The sequence below is a fragment of the Streptomyces sp. NPDC047869 genome, from assembly GCF_040704065.1.
Classification (GTDB): domain Bacteria; phylum Actinomycetota; class Actinomycetes; order Streptomycetales; family Streptomycetaceae; genus Streptomyces.
Map to the genome: position 1 here is coordinate 40,886 of NZ_JBEYRK010000041.1, position 21,259 is coordinate 62,144.

Here is a 21,259-nt window from a genome sequence, read left to right on the forward strand (position 1 = left end):
ATGACAGACCTGATACGCGGCATCACCGAGGCCGACTGGCCCCAGGTCGCGGCCCTGGAGGCCGGGGCGTACGCGGACACCCCGCTCACCGAGGGCGAGGCCGGCCTGCGCTCCCGCGCCGCGGCGGGCACCTGCTTCGTGCTGGACCTCGACGGCCGCCTCGCGGGCTACGTACTGGCCCTGCCCTACCCGATGTTCCGCTACCCGGACCTGACCCGGCCGGAGCGCGTCGCCCACCGGTCGCCCAACCTCCACCTGCACGACCTCGTGATCGGCGCGCCCCTGCGGCGCAGGGGACTGGGCAGCCGCCTGGTGCGCCACCTGACCCACGCGGCGGGCGCCCGCGGCTACCGCACGATGTCGCTGATCGCTCTCGCCGGCAAGGAGCCCTTCTGGCGGGCCAACGGCTACCGGCCGCACCCCGGGGCCCGGCTTCCCGCCGGCTACGGCGGCGACGCGGTGTACATGTCCGCGCGGGTGACCTCCGAGCACCGGAGGGCCGGCTGATGGGGGACGCCGGCTTCCGCCGCGCCAAGTGGTCCATCGCCGCGCTGTTCTGCTTCCTCGGCCTGCAGTACGCCACCTGGGCCGCCCGGCTGCCCGCGCTCAAGGCACGGCTGGACCTGGGTGCCGGCGAGGTGGGTCTGCTGCTGATGGCCTGCGGCGCGGGCGCGGCGGCCTCCTTCCCGCTGGTCGCCCACCTGATGCGCAGGTTCGGCTCCCGGCGCCTGTCCCTCGCCTCCGCCCTGTGCCTCACCGCGCTGCTCGCCGCCCTCTCGGTGGTGCCGGACTACCCGCTGGCCCTGCTGGTCGTCGGCGCCGACGGTGTCGCCGTGGGCTGCCTGAACGTCGCGATGAACGCGCAGGGCGCGGCCCTGGAAGCGGCCCACGGCCGCACCGCCATGTCCCAGCTGCACGCCACGTTCAGCGCGGGCCTGCTCGCCGCCGCGCTCCTCGCCTCCGGCGTCACCGCCGTCACCCCGTCCGTACCGGCCCACTTCGCGGTGGCGGCGGCGCTCCTGCTCCTGCTGCTCGCCGCCGCGCGCCGGGGCCTGCTGCCGCACACGGACCCCGGCCCCGGGACCCCGAAGAAGCGGTCACGCCTGGCCGCGCCCTCCGGGAAGACCCTGCTCATGGGCTGCGCCATGGCGTTCGGCACGATCACCGAGGGTGCCATGAACGACTGGTCCACGCTCTATCTGAAGGACGTCGTCAGGGCCTCGCCCGCCGTCGCCCCGATGGGCATCGCCGTCGTCTCGGCCATGATGCTGCTGGCCCGGGTGCGCGCGGACCACTGGCGCGACCGCTGGGGCGACGCCCGCGTGGTGCGCACCGGCAGCGCGGTGGCCGGTCTCGGCCTGGCCCTCGCCCTGCCGGCCGGCGGGGTGGCGCCCACCCTGCTCGGCTTCGCCTGTGTCGGCCTGGGCGCCGCCGCGGTGACCCCGTGCGTGTACGTGGCCGCCGCCGAACGCGGCCCGGACGCGCTGTCCCTGGTCGCCGCGATGGGAACGACGGGCCTGCTGGCCGGCCCCGCCCTGATCGGCTTCGTCGCGGGAGCCGCGGGCCTGACCCTCGGCATGGCCACGGTCGCGGCGTCGGCCCTGATCGTCACCCTGTCGGCCACCTGGATCCCGTGGCGGGAGCGGGCGGGTGTGCCCGCGGGCTAGACCGGCGCCCCGGCGCGGGCCCCCGGGGCGCCTTCGCGTCATCCGTCGAGGAGCTGCCGCTTCTGCCGCTCGAACTCGGAGTCGCTGAGGACGCCCCGGTCGCGGAGAGCGGCCAGCTTGGCCAGTTCGTCGGCGACCGAGGCCGGGGGAGCCGGGGCGGGCGTGGGCACCGGCGCGGGCGGCACGGCGGACGGGGCGTGCCCAGGCACGGCGGACGCGGCCGGAGCCGGCCTGACCGCCCAGCGCGCGGCGAACACCGCGAGGCCGATACCGGCGATGACCAGGCCGAAGGTCTTGTCCTCCTCGGCGACGCGCTTGGCCTGCTCGGCCTCGAACCTCTCGTCCTTGGCGGACTGGGAGGCCTCGTAACCGAGGGCGTCGGCCCAGTCGGCGGCGGAGGCGTCGACGGCGGCCTGGTCGGCCGCGTCACTGTGACTGTCGGCGTCGGCGTAGATGATCAGCCCGATGACGGCGATGAGCAGACCGACGAGGGTCAGGGCGAGTCGGGCGCGTCTCTTGGCGGTGGTCACGTGCGGTCTCTCCGGAGGTACGAGTACTGGTGACCACCAGACCTCCGGCGCGATCAAGAGGTTGTACGGGAAGCCCCGCCCGGCGGGCGCCGCTCAGGCGAGCGAGAGGAAGAGCTTCTCCAGCCGCGTCCGCATCTGCTCGGGGTCCTCGCCGTTCTTGCGGCCCGCCTCCATGTCCGTGATGCATTTCTGCAGGCCGGTGGCGATGATCGCGAAACCGGCCCGGTCCAGCGCCCGGGACGCGGCGGCCAGTTGCGTGACGACCTCCTCGCAGTCCCGGCCCTCCTCGATCATGCGGATCACGCCCGAGATCTGGCCCTGCGCGCGGCGCAGACGGTTCAGGACGGACTTGAGTTCCGCACCCGCGAGATCCAGTTCCACGATCACTCCTCGAGAAATACCCCTAGGGGTACTGTACGTCCCGGTTCGGGACACCGTCGACCACCGGTGAACACAACAGCGGCGGCCGCCTCCGTCATCCCGGTGTGTCTCCGGAGCCCGGGGCCGGGCCCCGGAGCTCGAGGCTGAACCAGGTCGTCTTGCCCTCGTCGGTCGGGCGTACGCCCCAGTCGTCGGCGAGCGCGCGGACCAGCAGCAGACCGCGGCCGGACTCGTCGTCCTCCGTCGCGAGCCGGGGCTGGGGCAGATGCAGGCCGCGGTCGCTGATCTCCACGGTCAGGGCGGTGTCCGTGCGGCACACATGCACCCCGATCGGGCCCTGGGCGTGCTGCACGGCGTTGGTGAGGATCTCGGAGAGCAGCAGGAGCGCGTCGTCCGCCGCGCCCGTGCAGTCCCAGGCCACGAGTGCCTTGCCCAGGAAGTCGCGGCCCGTCCGGACGGACTCGGCCTCGGCGGGCAGATCCGTCGCGACCGTGGCCAGCGGAGCCGCGGGCAGCTGGGTCAGCAGCAGCGTGACGTCGTCGTGCCCGTCCGCGTCGGGGAGCAGCGTGGACAGGACGTGGTCCGCGGCGGCCTCCAGGTCGGGCGGCGTGTCCGGCAGTCCGTCCAGCGTGGCGACCAGCTCGCTGAGCTGGTCCTCGATGTCGGCACCCGGCGTCTCGATCAGCCCGTCCGTGTAGAGCACGAGGGTGGCGCCGGGCGCGACGGTGGTGCAGCGCTGCTCGTAGATCACACCGCCGACCCCGAGGGGGGCGTTCACGGGTGCCGGGAGCACCTGGGCGTTCCGGCCGGGCGCGGTGACGAGGACCGGCAGGTGACCGGCGGAGCACATCGTCACCTCCCCGGTGTCGGCGGCGATCACCAGGTAGCAGCAGGTGACCAGCTGGTCCGGGACGTCGAGGTCGGCGACGACGCTCTCCAGGGTCTGCATGAGCTGCCGCGGCTGCACTCCGGTCTTGGCCAACGCGTGTGCGGCCGAGCGCAGTTGGCCCATGACGGCGGCGGCTTCGAGGCCGCGGCCCATGACGTCGCCGATCAGCACCCCCACCCGGCCGGCGCCCAGCGGGATCAGGTCGAACCAGTCGCCGCCCACGCCCGCGCCCTGGGTCGCCGGAAGGTAGCGGCTGGCGGTGGCGAGGCCGGGGATCGCGGGCGGCGTGCCCATGAGGCTGCGCTGCAGCGTGAGCGCGATGTGCCGCTGCTGCTCGTACAGCTCCGTCAACTCGGCCTCGGCGCGCTTGCGGTCGCTGATGTCCCGGACGATCGCGCACGCCCCGACGACCCTGCCGTTGCGGCCCCGGGTCGGCCACAGGGTGACGTCCACGTCCAGCAGGTCCCCGGAGCGGGTGACCCGCAGCGTCTCGAAGTGCTCGACCTTCTCGCCCCGGCGCAGCCGCTTCAGGAGCGCCGTGATCTCGTCCCCGCGTTCGGGCGGTGCCAGCAGGGCCACGTGCCGCCCCAGCACCTCGTCCGCCGTGAACCCGTACAGCCGCTGGGCCGCGGCGTTCCAGTACGTGATGTGACCGTCGAGGGTCTTGGCGAGGATGGCGTCCTGCGAGGACTCGACCAGCGCGGCGAGCTCGGTGATGCGTTCCTCGGCGGCCTTGCGTTCGCTGACGTCGCGTACGGCGGCGGAGACGAGGAGGCCGTCGGCGGTCTCGAGCGGGCTGAGGCTGATCTCGACGGGGAACTCGGTGCCGTCCTTGCGCAGTCCGTAGAGGTCGAGTCCGGCGCCCATGGGGCGGACCTGCTGGTTGTGGGTGTAGGCGTCGCGGTGTTCGGTGTGGTGGGCGCGGAAGCGTCCGGGGACGAGGAGTTCGACGGGGTGGCCGAGGAGTTCCTCGCGGCGGTAGCCGAAGAGGGCCTCGGTCTGGGCGTTGACGAGGCGGATCATGCCCTTGTCGTCCACGATGACCATCGCGTCCGGCGCCGCCTCCAGCAGCCCCCGGAACCTTTCCTCGGCGGCCTTGCGTTCGCTGACGTCGCGTACGGCGGCGGAGACGAGGAGGCCGTCGGCGGTCTCGAGCGGGCTGAGGCTGATCTCGACGGGGAACTCGGTGCCGTCCTTGCGCAGTCCGTAGAGGTCGAGTCCGGCGCCCATGGGGCGGACCTGCTGGTTGTGGGTGTAGGCGTCGCGGTGTTCGGTGTGGTGGGCGCGGAAGCGTCCGGGGACGAGGAGTTCGACGGGGTGGCCGAGGAGTTCCTCGCGGCGGTAGCCGAAGAGGGCCTCGGTCTGGGCGTTGACGAGGCGGATCATGCCCTTGTCGTCCACGATGACCATCGCGTCCGGCGCCGCCTCCAGCAGCCCCCGGAACTTCTCCTCGGCGGCCCCCGGTCCCGCCGCCCCGTCCGGCGCGCCGCCGCACCGGCACGTCCACTGCGGCACCGGACCGGCGGAGTCCGGTGGTCGTGCCGCGGCCGGCTCACTGATCGTCATCATCGCCCCCCAGGCATTGAGACGGGCCATTCCAGTGCAGTCCGCGCGGCCACGCGCCGACATGTCGCTTAGTGACACCACACCGCCCGAACCTGTCGCCCCTGATCAACAAGCTGATCACTCCGCGTCCACGTCCGTTCGCCACCGGCCCGGCGGCACGGCACCGGCGGGGACGTGCCGACGCCTCAGCCGGATTTATTAATTCCGGATACGCGGCGCGCGACGTCATAACGATTCCTGATGGCTGAGAGTATGCCTTTGTATTGGACAGGTGGCTGAAATTGTGTTGATATTGCCCGGAAAATGCGGTGGGTGGCCATGGTGCCGGCCCCATGAACTTTGGAGACTCGCATGGGAACCGTAGAGAACACCGAAGAAATGTACAATCTTTTCAACAAAGCGGCGAAGGCCTATGACCAGAGCGGCGTGGAGTTCTTCCGCCCCATAGGGCGCCGTCTCGTCGAGTTCTCCGGAATACCCGCCGGGGCGTCCGTGCTCGACGTCGGGGCCGGCCGCGGGGCCGCGCTCTTCCCGGCCGCCGCCGCCGTCGGCGCGAGCGGCGAGGTGATCGGCATCGACATCTCCGAGGAGATGGTCAAGTACGCGCAGGCGGACGCGGCCGAGTTCGGCCTGACCCAGGTCGGCCTGCGGGTCATGAACGGACAGCGGCCCGAGTTCGAGGCGGCCCGGTTCGACGCCGTGATCGGCAGCTGCAGCCTCTTCATCTGGGTCAAGGGCCCCGACGACGTGCGCCCCTACTTCGAGCTGCTGCGCCCGGGCGGCCGGTTCGCGACGGCCGCGCCCTCGTTCTTCTCGACCGCGCGCGGCAAGTGGGCGCTCTTCCCGGAGATCGTCAACGAGCTGCTGATGCCCTACATGCTGCAGTCGCTGAAGCAGAGCGGCGCCTACGACTCGCAGTTCGCCAACGCCGGCGCGAACTGGCTCATCACGGCCGAGTCGATCGAGAAGACGCTCGCGGACGCCGGATTCGTCGACATCGAGGTGGTGGAGGAGGAACTGCCCGTCGTCGTGAAGTCGGGCGAGCAGTGGGTCGAATTCACTTACACCACTGGAATGCGCGGAATGTGGGAGCGAATCGAGGAGAACGAGCGCCGGCAGGTGATCGCCGAGGTTTCCCGGCGACTGGACACGCTGCGGGACGAGAGTGGCGTCATCACCGTTCCGGTGCCGATCGTCTACATGCGGGCGAGCGCCCCGAAGGCCTGATGCCGGCCTTTTGGTAATTCGCGATATCGAGCGCGACGACCGCGGTCCGTATGGGGGAGAAGTGGCAGCAGGGGTCGAAGGCGATTGGCCGTTCACCGCGAGGGAGGCGGAACTCGCGGAAATCCGGGAATGGGCGGCCGCCGGGACCGGTGCGCTGCTGGTCGGTGATCAGGGGGTGGGGAAGACCACCCTGCTGAACGCCGCGCTGGAGCGGGCCGAGCGCGGTGGGGCGCGGGTGGTGCGCGGGGACGCCGTGCGCGACCAGCTGCACGGCGACGCGCGGCCGCGGGCCGCGCGCCGCCGGGTCATCGTGGCCATGGACGACGTGCACAGGGTCGATCCGGTGACGCTGGCGCTGGTGTGCCGGCTGGTGGACAGCGGCCGGGCGCTGCTGCTGGCCACCGCCCAGCCCGGCGCCGCCCTGCCCAGGGCCCTGCGCCGCCTGCTCATCGACAAGCGCCTGAGGCGGCTCGCCGTCGACGCCCTCGACCGCTCGGGCACCGTGCGCATGCTCGGTGCCCGGCTCGGCGGCCCGGTGGCCGTCGACACGGCGGAGCGCTTCTGGGAACTGACCCGCGGAAACGCCCTCGTCCTGCGCGAGCTCGCCGACCAGGCCCTGGCCGTCGGAACCCTGCGCCGGGTCCGGGGCCGCTGGCACTGGCCCGGCCTGCCGGGTGTGCCCGACAGCCGGCTGACCGACCTGTGCGACCTGCTCCTGGGCGACCTGGACGCGGACGAGCGCGAACTGGTGAACCTGCTCGCGCTCGGCGGGCCGCTGGAGGCCGGGCTGCCCGTCGTCGAGGCGCTGGGAGAGGCGGCGGAGTCGCTGAACCGCCGTGGCGTCCTCGTCGCCGAGCACGCCCGGTTCCGGCTCTCCCTGAGACTCGCGCACCCTGTCTGCGCGGTCGTCGTCGCGGCGACCCTGCCCGAGCTGACGGCCCGTCGGCTCCGGCAGGAGATCGCCGACGCGATCAGGGGCACCGGTGCCCGCCGGCACCACGACGCCGCCCGTCTCGCCCGGCTCGGCCTGGGCAGCGGCACGCTGCCCGAGCCCGCGAGGCTGCGCGAGGCCGCCGTCGACGCCCTTCGCGGCGAGGACCACCCGCTCGCCGAGCGGCTGAGCCGCGCGGCGCTGACCGCCGGGGCCGACGCGGGCACGGCGCTCGTACTCGGCGAGGCCCTGGCGGGCCAGGCCCGTCACGTGGAGGCCGAGGCCTGCTTCGCGCGGGCCCCCCGGTCCGCCGCGCTGCCGCGCCCGCGAGCCCTCAACATGGCTCTCGGCCTGGGGCGGCTCGCCGAGGCGGAGGCGGTCGCCGAGACGGACCGGGCGGCGCGGGCCACCGTGCGGCTGCTCAAGGACCGGATCGGCGAGGCACGGCGGCTGGCCGCGACGGCGGTGGGGGCCGAAGCGCTGCTCGCCCTGCTCTGCCACGAGTCGGGCGACGACGACGGCGCCCTGGCCGCGCTGGCGGCCGCCCGGCCGGCCCTGGCGGGCCGGAGCGGGTCGGCACGCATGGAGCACCTCTATGTCGGCGGATGCGTCACCGTCGCGGCCAGGGGCCCGGCCGAGGCCGGGGCGGTGCTGGAGGAGCTGCGTGAGCTGGCCGTGAGCGGCGGCCCGCGCGCCGGTACCTACGCCCGTCTCCTCGGGGCGCGCGTGCTGCGCGCCGAGGGCCGCCCGGCCGAGGCGGTCGAGCTGCTCCGGCAGGCGGCCGCGTACCGCGGGACCGCCGACTGGCTCAGCACCCGCTCCCTGCGCCTGGCCCGGCTCGCCGGGGCGGTGGCCGAGTCGGGGGACGCCCCCGAGGCCGCGTCACTGCTCGCGGAGGCCCGCGAAGCACAGCGGGAGGAGTGCGCGTACCCGCTGATGGCGGATGCCGTGGAGCTGGAGGCGGCGCTGGTGACGGCATACCTCGGCGACCGCGCGGCGGCGGCCGGCCAGGCGTGCGACGTCGCCGAGCGGGCGCTGGCCGCCGGCCGGCGGGCCCAGGCGCTGGCCGCCCTGCACCTCGCGGCCAGGGCGGGCGAGGCGTCCCGGGCCGCCGCGATCTGGACCACCGCGGGCCTCGGCGCGCCGACGGCCGGCCAGGTGGTGCTCAGGCACCTGTTCGCGCTCGCGGAGCCGGACGGGAACGCACTCGACGAGATCGCCCGGCGGTTCGGGGGCCTGGGGCTGCTGCCGCTGGCCGCGGAGGCCGCGGCGCAGGCGGCCCACGTCCGTCAGGCGTCCGGCGACCGCCGCGGCGCCCGGGCGGCACAGGCCGCCGGCGCCGGGCTCGCCGCCCGTGGCGGCGCCGAGCCGCCGGCGTGGGCCGTGCCCGCGGACCGCCGGGAAGCGGGTGCCGGGACCGAACTGACCGCCCGGGAGCGAGAGGTGGTGACCCTCGCGGTGTGCCAGCTCTCCAACCAGGAGATCGCCGACCGGCTCGTGCTCTCCGTACGCACGGTGGAGAACCACCTCTACCGTGCGTACGGCAAGCTCGGCGTCACCGCCAGGACGCAGCTCGCTCCCGTGCTGGGCATGGGGCAGCCCGCACCGGTCACCCGTCGGTCCTGGCCAGTTCCCGCGTGATCCGCTCGTTCCACGCGGCGAACGTCGGGGTGCCGGTCAGGTCCCCGAAGGCGACCGCGAGACCCGCGCGGCGCCACTTGGTGACCAGCCGCATCATCTGCAGTGATTCCAGGCCCAGTTGGATGAGGTTGGCGTCGTCCTCGATCTCGGACGGGCTGACGCCGATCAGCTCGGCCAGGGCCGCGCGCAGTTCCTCGCCCGTGAGGGCGGCCGGGGCCGTGACGTCCGTCCGGTTGCCGCTGTCGCTCATGGTGGTGGGATCTTCCTTTCCGGCCTGATGTGGTGGGTCATTCGGCGGCTTCGGCGACGATCTCCAGGATCGCCACACCGGCCTCGAAGCCGGGGCTCCCGGTGAAGAGCATCACCTTGTCGCCCGGTCCGACCTGACGGGTGCTCCACAGGTGCTCCAGACCGATGAAGACATCGGCGGCGCTGATGTGGCCGACCTTGCTGGTGTGCTCCCAGATCCCGCTGTCGACGGTGAAGCCGATCGGGTCGAGGAACTGGTCGCGCAGGGCGTCCATGGTGGCGCTCGGGTGGCACACCCGCTTGATGTCGGCGGCGGTGATGCCGGCGTCCTCCAGCGCCTCGTCGAGGGCCTTCTGCAGTACCTCGCCCGGGTGCTCCATGGGGGGAGTGTTGCCCTTGGCCCACTCCTCCATCCAGAACTTGACCCGGGCCTCGTAGTCCAGCGCCTTGCCGAGCGTCACCGCCGGCGGGAAGATCGGCTCGCTGCCGCGGTGCAGCGCCTCCATGCCGGGGGCGGAATACGTGCCGACGGACAGCAGCCGGGCGATACCGCCGGTGCGCGAGACGACCGCGGCCGCCGCGCCGTCACCGAAGATGGAAAGACGGGACGTGGTCCAGCGGTCGACCAGCGGAGTGGAGTAATTGTCCGCCGCGGTGAGCAGAACCGCCGACTTGCGCGTGTCGCAGGCGAGCCGGTGCGCGGAAATGGCGAGGGAGGAAAGCATTCCCTGGCAGCCCTGCTTGACTTCCAGCGCCGTTATCGGGGTGTTCAGAGTGTTGTTGAGAATGTAGTGGGCCGGGGACCAGCCGTCGGGGCCCTGGTGGTAGGCGGAGCTGTGAAACAGCGCGCCGAAATCGTCTTTCGCGTGTCCCGACCGCTGGATCGCCTCCTTGGCGGCCAGTACGGCCATTTCGGGGGCCGACAGTGAATCGGAGACGGCGACGGACTCGAGCTGCGAGGCCTCGCGGACGTCCGCGCCGTACCAGCCGGACTCCACGGCCTGCTCTGTCGTGACCAGGCCGGGCACGAACGTGCCCAGGCCCGACAGGTAGACGTCCTCAAACTTCATCGTGGTTCCCTTCCGATGCGCACCGATGCGGATGCTGCGCTGCCGAGGTGTGCTGCGCCGTCCCAAGACGACCACGGTCCGCGGCCCGGCGCCTGAGTAACCGCTACTCAGTTCCCCGGCGGACGACTGGACCCCTGCGCGGGCGGGCTCCGCGAGCCGGTGCGGAACAGGGAACCGGACGGCGATTTCGCGCCACTTCAGTTCAGGCCCGGCCATGCCGCCGGCCGGTGATTCCACCGAGAGCCGGCTTCGGCTTTATCCGCGCTTAACGGTTCGGCATGCAATCTGATGGAACGTCAGCTACCGCTGTGTAAGATGGCCACGGAGTCGAGGTTCCCTCACCGTCTTGCCGGGGAGGTATCTCGATCGGGCCCGACTCGGGTCCGACGGAGAAGGTTTCGCCCGGAATTCCAGGCCTTTCCGTCCGCTTCGGGCGGGAAGGCCAAGGCCTGCACTATTCCGGTTTGTGGTACGGGGGAGAGTATGTGCTTGGCATTTGGTCGACCAGGTGTGCGCGGTTTATCCGGGCTCGGCGAGAGTCCGGGAAGAACTTCGCGCGCGCACGCACCCGCGGGGGCCCGGCCCGCTGCCCGGACCGTCGGAAGGGGGGACCGTGGTCGCCCGTTCTGACCTGATGAGCCGTCACCGTGCCTCCCTGGCCTCCGCGGAAGCGCCGGGACCGCGGCCACAGCATCGCGGAGCGCCGGCCGTCTGGCGCGTCCTCGTCGTGGAGAACGACGACGAGGACGCCGAGCCCCTGATGAGGAGACTCGCGCGGCACGGGCACCACGTGGACCGGGTGTCCGGCGGCATCGCGGCCCTCGACAGCTACGGTGAGGCCGACCTGGTCCTGCTGGACCTGGAACTGCCCGACCTGGACGGGCTGGAAGTGTGCCGGCAGATCCGCGCCGCGGGAGACACGGCGGTCATCGCCGTGACCGCCCGGGGCACGGAACTCGACCGGGTCCTCGGACTGCAGGCGGGTGCCGACGACTACGTCGTCAAGCCCTACGGCTTCCAGGAGTTGCTGGCGCGCATGGAAGCGGTCATGCGCCGCGTCCGGATCTCGTCCACCGATCCGTCGCTGATCGTCAGGGGCCCCCTGTGCATCGACGCGGCCGCCCGCCGGGTGCGCCTGCACGGCCGGCTGATCGACGTCACCCGCAAGGAGTTCGACCTGCTGTACCTGCTGGCGGTCCAGCCCGACACCGTGGTCTCGCGAAAGACGATCATGCAGACCGTCTGGGGCGACGTCTGGTCCCGGCGCACCATCGACACGCACATCAGCAGCCTGAGGGGCAAACTCGGCAGCAGTGAGTGGATCCGCAACGTCCGCGGCGTCGGTTTCCAGCTCGGCTGCGCCTGAACCCCGTCACCTCCACCACCCGCGAAGCGGCCCCCGGGACACGGTCCCGGGGGCCGCTTCGCGTGCGCCGACGCCAGTACAACTCCTGTTGATAACAAGGGAGTTGACACTCCTCTGACGAAAACCGCAAGCCGTCTGAGGAACGTGCACTGACTCTGACGCCGAGTTGAGTGTCCTTTCCTTGAACGCGTCCAGGCCACCGGGCAGTATCAGTGGCGCGTCAGCGAGCCCCACCCGTGTCCTCCCGTACCGGTCGACCGCCCTGGCGCCTTCACCCTCTCCCGCAGGAAAACGACCGTCAGCGCACCCTTTGGAGTTCTTCCATGGCTGAATCCGCCCAGAGCAACGTCCGCACCGACGAAGCCGAACTGCGCCGCCTCAACCGCGCGACGGTGGAGAAGTACATGGCCGCCCTCGGTCCGGCCCGCCTCGAGCGCCACCTGCTCTTCACGGAGGACGGCGTCGGCGGTCTGTGGACCACGGACACCGGGGCCCCGATCGCCATCCGCGGCCGGGACCGGCTCGGCGAGCACGCGGTGTGGTCGCTGAAGACCTTCCCGGACTGGGAGTGGTACAACATCCAGATCTTCGAGACCCAGGACCCGAACCGCTTCTGGGTGGAGTGCGACGGCCGCGGCAAGATCCGCTTCGCGGACTACCCCGAGGGCTGGTACGAGAACCACTTCCTGCATTCGTTCGAGCTGGACAACGGCCGGATCAAGCTGCAGCGGGAGTTCATGAACCCGTTCGAGCAGCTGCGCTCCCTCGGTATTCCCGTCCCTGAGATCAAGCGCGCCGGCATACCCACCTGACCGGCCGTCGCTCCGCCGCAGAGGAGGATCCCATGGATGAAGTCGTGCGCGACATCCGCGTCCGAAAGGCACTGCAGCAGCCCGAATGGCCCGACCTGGCCCAGGCCGAGCGGGTGGGGGACATGCTGGCGGCCAGGCCGGCGCTCGTACGCGCCCGCGACCTGGAGGTGCTGCGCGCGGCGCTGGCCCGGGTCGCGGCCGGCGAGGCCGTGGTGATCCAGGCCGGCGACTGTGCGGAGGACCCCGCCGAATGCTCCGCCGCGGACGTCTCCCGCAAGGCGGCGCTCCTCGACCTGCTCGCCGGAACACTGCGCATGAACGCGCTCAAGCCCGTCATCCGGGTCGGCCGGATCGCGGGCCAGTTCGCCAAGCCCCGCTCCAGCACGGCGGAGCCGGTGGGCTCCGCCCTGCTGCCCGTGTTCCGGGGCCACATGGTCAACGGGCCGGAACCGGACCCCGAGGCCAGGCGCGCCGACCCGCTGCGCATGCTCACCTGTCACATGGCGGCGGACGAGATCATGAAGCATCTGGGCTGGCAGCGGGAGGTGTCGCCGCACGACCCCCTCGGGCCGTCGGTGTGGGCCAGCCACGAGGCACTGCTGCTCGACTACGAACTCTCCATGGTGCGCACGGCCGAGGACGGCAGGCTGTTCCTCGGCTCCACGCACTGGCCCTGGATCGGGGAGCGCACCCGCCAGCTGGACGGAGCGCACGTGGCACTGCTCGCCAAGGTGAGCAACCCCGTTGCCTGCAAGGTGGGCCCCTCGATGGACCCCGCCGAGCTGGTGGCGCTGTGCGAACGCCTCGATCCCGCCCGCGACCCCGGACGGCTGACGCTCATCTCCCGGATGGGCGCCGAACGCGTCTCTCAGCGGCTTCCCCGGCTGGTCGAGGCGGTGCGCGAGGCCGGCCACCCGGTCGTCTGGCTGACCGATCCCATGCACGGCAACACCGTCACGGCGCCGGACGGCAACAAGACCCGCCACGTCGAGACGGTCGTGGACGAGGTCCGGCGGTTCCAGGAGGCCGTCACCGGCGCCGGGGGCGTGGGCGGCGGGCTCCACCTGGAGACCACCCCCACCGACGTGACCGAGTGCGTCTCGTGCCAGGCGGACCTCGGCCGTGTCGGCGACAAGTACACGACGTTCTGCGATCCGCGGCTCAACGCGCAGCAGGCCGTCTCCGTCGTGTCCACCTGGAACGTCTGACCACGCGTCGAACCCCGCTACCTCCGAGTCAAGCCGGACATCGAAAGGCAGTCATGGCCGGGATTCCTCCCATCGAGCCCTATGTGTTGCCGACGGCGGACACCCTGCCCGCCAATACCGCCCAGTGGACCGCCGACGCCGACCGCGCCGTGCTGCTCGTCCACGACATGCAGCACTTCTTCCTGGCACCCTTCCCGGACGGCGTCCGCGGCCCGCTGATCAGCAACGCGACGGCCCTGCGCGACCGCGCCGCCGCCCTCGGCGTCCCCGTGGCGTACACCGCCCAGCCCGGCAGCATGACCCAGGAGGAGCGCGGTCTGCTGGCCGACTTCTGGGGCGCCGGCATGCGGCGCGATCCCACGGACCGCGACGTCGCCGACGATCTGGCTCCGCGCGAGGGCGACTGGCGGCTGACGAAGTGGCGCTACAGCGCCTTCCACAACTCGTCGCTCCTGGAACGGATGCGGGAGGCCGGCCGCGACCAGCTGATCCTGTGCGGCGTCTACGCCCACATCGGCGTCCTGATGACGGCGGTCGAGGCCTTCACGAACGACATCCAGCCGTTCCTGGTCGCCGACGCCGTCGCCGACTTCGACGAGAGCCACCACCGGATGGCACTCGGGTACGCCGCCGGGCGCTGCGCGATGGTCGTCACGGCCAAGGAGGTCTTCGCATGACCGGCGCGACCGGCGACCTGCTCGATCACGTACTGTCCGGCCGCGCCGGCGCCTTCGCCCTGCTGCACCGGCCGGAGGCCGGCGGCCGCGGCGGTCTCGACGTGCTGGTCGGCGACGTCACCACACCGGCGACGCTCTCGGAGATCCCGCTCCCGGACGCCCCGGTCCGTCCCGCCGGCGCCCACCACGAGGTCCTCGCGGTCGTGCCGTACCGTCAGATCGCCGAGCGCGGCTTCGTGGCGGCCGACGACGGCTCGCCCCTCGTCGCGCTCAGCGTGACCGGGCAGGAACGGGTCCTGCTGGCGGACGCCCTGCGCCGCATCCCCCAGGTGCCGACCGAGCTCACGGACGCCCACTTCGACGTGGACGACGAGACCTACCAGCGACTCGTCCGCAGGGTCGTCGACGAGGTGATCGGCACGGGCGAGGGGGCCAACTTCGTCATCAAGCGGTCCTTCGTCGCCACCATCACCGACTACCGGCCCGACAGCGCCCTGTCGTTCTTCTCCCGGCTCCTCCAGCGAGAGGTCGGCGCCTACTGGACGTTCCTGATCCACACGGGGGAGCGCACCCTCGTCGGCGCCTCGCCCGAGCGCCACGTCAGCCTCGACGCCGGCACGGCCGTGATGAACCCGATCAGCGGCACCTACCGCTACCCGCCGTCCGGCCCCACCCTGCCGGGCGTCATGGACTTCCTCGCCGACCGCAAGGAGGCCGACGAGCTGTACATGGTCGTCGACGAGGAACTCAAGATGATGGCCCGGATCTGCGAGGCGGGAGGCCGGGTCAAGGGGCCGTACCTCAAGGAGATGGCCCGCCTCGCGCACACCGAGTACTTCATCGAGGGCCGCACCGGGCACGACGTGCGGGACATCCTGCGCGAGACCATGTTCGCCCCGACCGTGACCGGCTCCCCGCTGGAGAGCGCCTGCCGGATCATCGACGCGTACGAGCCCACGGGGCGCGGTTACTACAGCGGCGTCGCGGCGCTCGTGGGGCGGGACGAGAACGGCGACCGGGCCATGGACTCCGCGATCCTCATCCGCACCGCGGACATGGACGCGTCCGGCCGTGTCGAGATCGGTGTCGGTGCCACTCTGGTGCGGCACTCCGACCCCGCCCGCGAGGCCGCCGAGACCCGGGCCAAGGCGGCCGCCCTGGTGAGCGCGCTGGAAGCCGGCGGGACCGGGGGCTTCGCCGACCATCCCGAGGTGCGCGGCGCCCTGGAGCGGCGCAACGACTCCATCGCCGGTTTCTGGCTGGACGGCGGTGGGGACGGACTGCGGACGTACCCCGGGCTCGCCGGCCGGCGCGTCCTGGTCGTCGACGCGGAGGACACCTTCACGTCCATGATCGCCGGCCAGCTGCGCGCCCTCGGCCTGGACGTCGCGGTGCGCCGGTTCGACGAGGAGTACGCCTTCGAGGACCACGACCTCGTCGTGATGGGCCCCGGGCCCGGCAATCCCCGTGACACGGCCCACCCCCGGATCGGCCACCTCCACACCGCCGTGCGCACCTTGCTCGCCGAACGCCGGCCCTTCCTCGCGGTGTGCCTGAGCCACCAGGTGCTCGGTCTCGCGCTCGGCCTGGACGTGTCCCGGCTGCCCGTTCCCAACCAGGGACTGCAGCGGGAGATCGACTACTTCGGGGCTGTCGAGCGGGTGGGCTTCTACAACGCCTTCGCCGTGGTGAGCGACGACGACAAGCGCGCGGTCGAGGGCGTCGGCGTGGTCGAGGTCAGCCGGGACCCGGTGACCGGCGAGGTCCACGGGCTGCGCGGACCGCACTTCATGTCCATGCAGTTCCACGCCGAGTCCGTGCTCACCCAGAACGGCCCGCGCATCCTGGCCGCCGCCCTTCAGGACGTTTTCACCCCATGACGAAAGAACAGCGGGAGATCTCCATGCACCCCTACGTGGTCGTCGACGCCTTCGCCACCGAGGTACTGAAAGGCAACCCGGTCGCCGTCTACTTCGACGCGGACGACCTGACGGCAGCTCAGATGCAGGCGGTGGCACGGGAGATGAACCTCTCCGAGACCACCTTCGTCCTCGCCCCCGAGCAGGGCGGCGACGCACGCGTGCGGATCTTCACCCCGGTCAACGAACTGCCCTTCGCCGGGCACCCGCTCCTCGGCACCGCCATCGCGATCGGCAACCGCGGCCCGCTGGACCAGCTCAAGCTGGAGACGGCCAAGGGCGTCATCCCCTTCGAGCTGGTCCGTGAGGACGGCACGGTCACCTCCGCCTGGATGCAGCAGCCCATACCGGAATGGGAGCCCTTCGACCGCTGCGAGGAACTGCTGGCCGCGCTCGGGGTGCGGGACACCGCGCTGCCGGTGGAGATCTACCGCAACGGGCCCCGGCACGTCCTGGTCGGGCTGAGCAGCGTCGCGGAGCTGTCCGCGCTCCGCCCCGACCACCGCGCGCTGGGCGCGTTCGAGGACATGGCGGCCAACTGCTTCGCCGGTTCCGGCACGCGGTGGCGCAGCCGGATGTTCTCACCCGCGTACGGCGTCGTGGAGGACGCGGCCACGGGCTCCGCGGCCGGCCCCATCGCGATCCACCTGGCCCGGCACGGCCTGATCGAGTACGGGCAGCGGATCGTCATCACCCAGGGCGTGGAAATGGGCCGGCCCTCGCCCATGCACGCCCTCGCCGAGGGCGGTGGGGAGCAGATCACCCGCGTCGAGGTCGGCGGTGACGGGGTCATCGCGCTCGAGGGAGCGCTGCGCCTGTGACGCGTGCGCGCGCAGCTCGTCCCCCCGTGGCCGGCATACCGGAAGGACTCATGAACAGCACCAGGTCGGAAAGCATGAGCGGGACCGTCGAGGTCTCCTTCCCCGAGTACGCGCAGCCGCCCGCCGAGCCCATGGGCCTGCTCCGGACGTGGCTCGCCGACGCGGCGCACCACCGGATCCGCGAGCCGCGGGCCCTGGCACTGGCCACCGCGGACGCGGCCGGCCGGCCCTCGACCCGCATCGTGGTGATCAACGAGGTGACGGACGACGGACTCGTGTTCATCACGCACGAAGGAAGCCGCAAGGGCCGCGAACTGGCGGTCAACCCATGGGCGTCGGGTGTCCTGTACTGGCGCGAGACCAGCCAGCAGATCGTCGTCGACGGGACCGCGGTGAAGCTTTCCGACGCGCGGACCGACGCCCTGTGGCACGCCCGCCCCGTGTTCACCCACGCCATGACGACCGCCTCCCGGCAGAGCGAGCCGATCAGCGGACCCGACGAGGTCGAGGCGCTGCGCCGGCGAGCCCTGGAACTGGGGGAGAGCGGCGCGCCGCTGCCCCGCCCGGCGGGCTTCGCCGGCTACGAACTGCGTTTCGAGAGCGTGGAGTTCTGGGCCAACGGCACCGACCGGCTGCACGAGAGGCTGCGTTACGACCGCACCGGCGACGGCTGGCGCGTCGGGCGCCTGCAGCCCTGACCCGCCACCCACGCGCCGCACCACCCGTCCAAGCCGAACCCGTCGAACCCGTCGAACCCATCGAACCCGTCGAAGCGGAACGCGAGTACACCATGCAGTCAGCCGCCTCCCTCCTCCACTCCGGATTCCTGGCCTCGGTCCGGCGCGTCCCGGAGAACCCCGCCCTGTCCCTGCACGGACGGACGTGGACCTACCGGGAACTGGACGGTATCGCCCGCCTGTGGGCCGGGGCGCTCACGCGGCCGGGCGGGCGGCCGGGGCGCGTCGCCATCCTCGGTCACCGCAGCATCGTCACCTACGCGGGATTCCTGGCCGCGCTCTACGCGGGGGCGACCGTGGTCCCGTTGAACAAGAAGTATCCCGTCGCGCGCAACAGGGACATCCTGGAGCGCGCGGAGGCCGGCGCCGTGCTGGCCGACGCGGGCTCCCACGCGCATCTCGGCCCGCTCCTCGACGGCCTGGCCGACGCCCCCGCCGTGGTGCTGCCGGAGAGCGACGAGGCTCCCGGCACGCTCCCCGCGACGGTCCGCACCCTCACCCGCGGTGATCTGGCGGACCGCGTCCAGCCGGCCGAGCCCGTGGCCGTCGCTCCCGGGGACGGTGCCTATCTGCTGTTCACGTCCGGCACCACGGGCCTTCCCAAGGGCGTGCCGATCTCGCACGCCAACGCGGCCGCGTTCCTGTCCGCCAACACCGAGCGGTACCGGTTCACGGAGCACGACCGGTTCACCAACACCTTCGACCAGACCTTCGACCTGTCGGTCTTCGATCTGTTCATGGCCTGGGGAAGCGGCGGATGCCTGGTGCCGATGGACACCTACGACCTGATGACCCCGCTGGACTTCGTGCGCGACAACGACATCACCGTCTGGTTCTCGGTCCCGTCGGTGGCGGTGCTCCAGCACCGCCGCGGCGCACTGGAGCCGGGCCGCCTGCCGTCGCTGCGGTGGAGCCTGTTCTGCGGGGAGGCGCTGCCGGCGGCCACCGCGCAGGCCTGGCAGGAAGCGGCGCCCGGATCCGTGGTGGAGAACCTCTACGGGCCGACGGAGGCGACCATCGCCTGCCTGGTGCACCGCTGGGATCCGAAGACCTCCCCGGCCGGTGTGGTCAACGGGGTCGTCTCGATCGGTTCCCCCTACCCGGGCATGGCCGCCGCCGTACTGGCCGAGGACGGCAGCCCCGTTCCGGACGGTGAGACCGGCGAACTCTGCCTCACCGGTCACCAGGTCTTCGAGGGCTACCTGAACGCACCCGAGCAGACCAGGAGCGCCTTCCACGTCCTTTCGTCCGCGTTCGGCCCCGACCACCGCTGGTACCGCACCGGCGACCTGGTGCGCCGGCTGGAGAGCGGCGAGTACGGCTACGTGGGCCGGCTGGACACCCAGGTCAAGATCCTGGGCCACCGCATCGAGACGGGCGAGGTGGAGGCGCACCTGCTCCGCCAGGAGCGCGTCGACCAGGCCGTGGTCGTCCCCGTCCCGGGGGACGAGGAGGGCGTGACGGTGCTGGCCGGCATCCTCGCGGGCGACGGCATCGACGTCTACGACGTGGACGAGGAACTGCGCCGGACGCTGCCCCCGTACATGATCCCCCTCACCTACCACCTGCTGGACGCCTTTCCGCTGAACGACAACGGCAAGGTCGACCGCAAGGCGCTGCGCCGGCGGGTCGAGTCCGGGGAACTGGAGCCGGTCCTTCTGTGAGCGGGTCGTCGAGGCCCTCCGTCAACGTGTCCGATCAGAGAGGAACGCCGCAGATGAACCACGCTGCCGCGATCGCAGCCCTGCGAGACCGCGTGCGCGGTGAGGTGCTGCTGCCGGGTGACGACGGGTTCGCCGCCCGGTGCGCGGGCTTCCAGACCGCCTACCGGCACCGGCCCTCCGTACTCGTCCGCGCCGCCGAGGCCGACGACGTGGCGGCCGCCGTGACGTACGCCGCCGAGCGGGACCTTCCGGTGGCGGTCCAGGCGACCGGGCACGGCCTCTCGGTCGCCACGGACGGGGGCGTGCTCATCAGCACCGCGCGGCTCACGCGGGTCGAGGTCGACGCCGCGGCCCGCACGGCACGGATCGGGGCGGGCGCGCGCTTCGCCGCCGTCATCGACGCCGCGTCCCGCCACGGCCTGGCCCCGCTCAACGGCTCGGCGCCCGGTGTGGGGGTGACGGGGTACGTCCTGGGCGGTGGACTGGGGCTGCTGGGACGGGAGTTCGGGTACGCGGCGGACCGGGTCAGGTCCATCGACCTCGTCACCGCCGACGCCCGGTCGCGGCGGGTCACCGCGGACAGCGACCCCGGGTTGTTCTGGGCCCTGCGCGGCGCCGGCGCGAACTTCGGCGTGGTCACCGGCATGGAGATCGATCTCGTTCCGGTCAGCCGGCTGTACGGGGGGGAGCTGGTCTTCGACCTAGCCCGCACCCCGGGCCTGCTCGCCGACTACCTCCGCTGGACCGAGACGCTCCCCGAGGAGCTGACGTCCTCGGTCTCCCTGCTCGACTACCCCGACCTGCCGTTCTTCCCGGCCGTGCTGCGCGGCCGGTTCGCGGCCCACGTGCGCGTCGCGTACACCGGCGACTCCCGCGACGGTGAGCGGCTGCTCGCCCCGCTGCGGGCCCTCGGCCCCCGTCTGTCGGACACCGTCGCGGAGATGCCCTACACCGAGTGCGGCGCGATCTACAACGACCCGCCGCAGCCGCACGCCTACCAGGGCGACAACGTCCTGCTGCGCGCCTTCGGCCCGGACCAGGCGGCCGAGGTGACGGATCTGGTGGGACCGGGTGCCGCCGTGCCGTGTGTGCTCGACGTCCGCCATCTGGGCGGGGCGCTCGGCCGGCCCGCCCAGGTGCCCAACGCGGTGGGGCACCGCTCCGCCCGGTACCTGTTGCGCGTGCTGACGCCTCTGATGGGCGCGGGGCCGGACGAGGCGCGGGCCACCGCCGGCAAGGTGCTGGGGGCGCTCGCGGCGGAGTCCGTCGGCGGCCGGTTCCAGAGCCTCGTGTACGGAGGGTGCTCGGACGGGCCCCCGGCGGCGCCGGCCACGGATTTCTGGGAGCCGGCCGATCACCGCCGACTGGCCGCGTTGAAGAAGGAAATCGACCCCGCCAACATGTTCCGCCTCAACCGGAACATCGAGCCCGCGGGCTGAACGGAAAACACCGCGGCACAAGCCGTTCACGGTGTGCGGCGCCCCGAATTCCCGGGGCGCCGCTCAGACATGTCCTATGCCGCGGAATCCGTACGGCCGAGCCCGGCCAGGGCGGGACCGAGATTGCCCAGGGAATCCAGGGAATGCGAGCCCTCGATGGTCGCCTCCACGTCGAACCACGCCCGGAAGTCCACCGGATGCCCGATGAGTTCGGCAGGGCTGCGGGGCAGCTCGGCGGCCCGGGCGGCTTCCTCCGACTCCCACAGCAGAAGGGCGCCCCACCGGCCGGTCGACGGGTCCGAGAGCCATGTCTTCAGCAGCAGACCCGGTATGTCCGTCCAGTGCTTCGACTCCTCGCGAATGAAATCGCGCAGAGTTCCGGCGGTCTGCCGTGATTCGGTGAGGTCCCACCACGCAATCATTGCCTTCATTCCCTCAGTCTAGGGGCGCGGAACCCCACCCGTC

19 protein-coding genes are annotated in these 21,259 nt (G+C 72.2%); 13 read left to right on the top strand and 6 right to left on the bottom strand.

Going from position 1 to position 21,259, the window contains the following annotated elements:
• Together AB0924_RS34680 and AB0924_RS34685 are read left to right on the top strand one after the other, a co-directional pair.
• Window positions 1-507: a GNAT family N-acetyltransferase gene (locus AB0924_RS34680; RefSeq protein ID WP_358934620.1), complete on the top strand. Its 507-nt coding sequence runs from the start codon at window positions 1-3 to the stop codon at window positions 505-507.
• Window positions 507-1,667: an MFS transporter gene (locus AB0924_RS34685; RefSeq protein WP_358934618.1), complete on the top strand. Its 1,161-nt coding sequence runs from the start codon at window positions 507-509 to the stop codon at window positions 1,665-1,667. Before AB0924_RS34680 ends, AB0924_RS34685 begins: the two co-directional genes overlap by 1 nt.
• A gap of 38 nt (window positions 1,668-1,705) precedes the next feature.
• Here AB0924_RS34685 and AB0924_RS34690 read toward each other — a convergent pair whose 3' ends face one another.
• From AB0924_RS34690 to AB0924_RS34700, 3 genes are all read right to left on the bottom strand, one after another.
• Window positions 1,706-2,197 carry an SHOCT domain-containing protein gene (locus AB0924_RS34690; RefSeq protein WP_358934616.1) on the bottom strand — a complete coding sequence of 164 codons (492 nt, stop codon included), beginning with the start codon at window positions 2,195-2,197 and terminating at the stop codon, window positions 1,706-1,708.
• Window positions 2,198-2,290: 93 nt separating this feature from the next.
• On the bottom strand, window positions 2,291-2,578 hold the full coding sequence (locus AB0924_RS34695) for a metal-sensitive transcriptional regulator (protein ID WP_358934614.1): 288 nt from the start codon (window positions 2,576-2,578) through the stop codon (window positions 2,291-2,293).
• Between the two features lie 94 nt (window positions 2,579-2,672).
• Window positions 2,673-5,033, bottom strand: coding sequence for a PAS domain S-box protein (locus tag AB0924_RS34700; RefSeq protein WP_358934612.1), 2,361 nt, complete (start codon window positions 5,031-5,033; stop codon window positions 2,673-2,675).
• A gap of 378 nt (window positions 5,034-5,411) precedes the next feature.
• On the opposite strand from AB0924_RS34700, the gene AB0924_RS34705 reads away from it, so the two are divergent.
• Window positions 5,412-6,260: a methyltransferase domain-containing protein gene (locus tag AB0924_RS34705; RefSeq protein WP_366913583.1), complete on the top strand. Its 849-nt coding sequence runs from the start codon at window positions 5,412-5,414 to the stop codon at window positions 6,258-6,260.
• A gap of 61 nt (window positions 6,261-6,321) precedes the next feature.
• Window positions 6,322-8,832 carry a LuxR family transcriptional regulator gene (locus AB0924_RS34710; protein ID WP_358934608.1) on the top strand — a complete coding sequence of 837 codons (2,511 nt, stop codon included), beginning with the start codon at window positions 6,322-6,324 and terminating at the stop codon, window positions 8,830-8,832.
• Here the strand turns inward: AB0924_RS34710 and AB0924_RS34715 are convergent.
• Window positions 8,801-9,082 (bottom strand): phosphopantetheine-binding protein, encoded by a 282-nt coding sequence (locus tag AB0924_RS34715; protein ID WP_358934606.1) that lies wholly within the window; start codon window positions 9,080-9,082, stop codon window positions 8,801-8,803. The two genes, AB0924_RS34710 and AB0924_RS34715, sit on opposite strands and share 32 nt — an antisense overlap.
• A 37-nt stretch (window positions 9,083-9,119) precedes the next feature.
• Window positions 9,120-10,151, bottom strand: coding sequence for a ketoacyl-ACP synthase III family protein (locus AB0924_RS34720; RefSeq protein WP_366913584.1), 1,032 nt, complete (start codon window positions 10,149-10,151; stop codon window positions 9,120-9,122).
• A gap of 613 nt (window positions 10,152-10,764) precedes the next feature.
• Between AB0924_RS34720 and AB0924_RS34725 the strand changes: the two genes are divergently transcribed.
• The 9 genes from AB0924_RS34725 (at window position 10,765) to AB0924_RS34765 (ending at window position 20,794) form a co-directional block, all read left to right on the top strand.
• Window positions 10,765-11,517 (top strand): response regulator transcription factor, encoded by a 753-nt coding sequence (locus AB0924_RS34725; protein ID WP_358934602.1) that lies wholly within the window; start codon window positions 10,765-10,767, stop codon window positions 11,515-11,517.
• A 323-nt stretch (window positions 11,518-11,840) separates the two neighbouring features.
• Window positions 11,841-12,329 carry a PhzA/PhzB family protein gene (locus tag AB0924_RS34730; RefSeq protein ID WP_358934600.1) on the top strand — a complete coding sequence of 163 codons (489 nt, stop codon included), beginning with the start codon at window positions 11,841-11,843 and terminating at the stop codon, window positions 12,327-12,329.
• A 32-nt stretch (window positions 12,330-12,361) separates the two neighbouring features.
• Complete coding sequence (locus AB0924_RS34735; RefSeq protein WP_358934598.1) at window positions 12,362-13,537, top strand: 3-deoxy-7-phosphoheptulonate synthase; 1,176 nt, start codon at window positions 12,362-12,364, stop codon at window positions 13,535-13,537.
• A 53-nt stretch (window positions 13,538-13,590) separates the two neighbouring features.
• Entirely contained in the window at window positions 13,591-14,214 is a 624-nt protein-coding gene (locus AB0924_RS34740; protein ID WP_358934596.1) for an isochorismatase family protein, read from the top strand.
• Entirely contained in the window at window positions 14,211-16,094 is a 1,884-nt protein-coding gene (locus AB0924_RS34745; RefSeq protein ID WP_366913585.1) for an anthranilate synthase family protein, read from the top strand. Before AB0924_RS34740 ends, AB0924_RS34745 begins: the two co-directional genes overlap by 4 nt.
• A complete protein-coding gene (locus AB0924_RS34750; RefSeq protein WP_358934591.1) occupies window positions 16,091-16,954 on the top strand; it encodes a PhzF family phenazine biosynthesis isomerase in 864 nt (287 codons plus the stop codon). Before AB0924_RS34745 ends, AB0924_RS34750 begins: the two co-directional genes overlap by 4 nt.
• Before the next feature lie 50 nt (window positions 16,955-17,004).
• Window positions 17,005-17,652: a phenazine biosynthesis FMN-dependent oxidase PhzG gene (gene phzG, locus AB0924_RS34755; RefSeq protein ID WP_366913586.1), complete on the top strand. Its 648-nt coding sequence runs from the start codon at window positions 17,005-17,007 to the stop codon at window positions 17,650-17,652.
• 92 nt (window positions 17,653-17,744) lie between these two features.
• The gene (locus AB0924_RS34760) at window positions 17,745-19,355 is read left to right on the top strand and encodes an amino acid adenylation domain-containing protein (protein ID WP_366913587.1); all 1,611 of its coding nucleotides are present in this window, start codon (window positions 17,745-17,747) and stop codon (window positions 19,353-19,355) included.
• 53 nt (window positions 19,356-19,408) lie between these two features.
• Window positions 19,409-20,794: an FAD-binding oxidoreductase gene (locus tag AB0924_RS34765; RefSeq protein ID WP_358934585.1), complete on the top strand. Its 1,386-nt coding sequence runs from the start codon at window positions 19,409-19,411 to the stop codon at window positions 20,792-20,794.
• 74 nt (window positions 20,795-20,868) lie between these two features.
• On the opposite strand, the gene AB0924_RS34770 is transcribed toward AB0924_RS34765, so the two are convergent.
• On the bottom strand, window positions 20,869-21,225 hold the full coding sequence (locus AB0924_RS34770; protein WP_358934583.1) for a hypothetical protein: 357 nt from the start codon (window positions 21,223-21,225) through the stop codon (window positions 20,869-20,871).
• Window positions 21,226-21,259 lie beyond the last annotated feature (34 nt).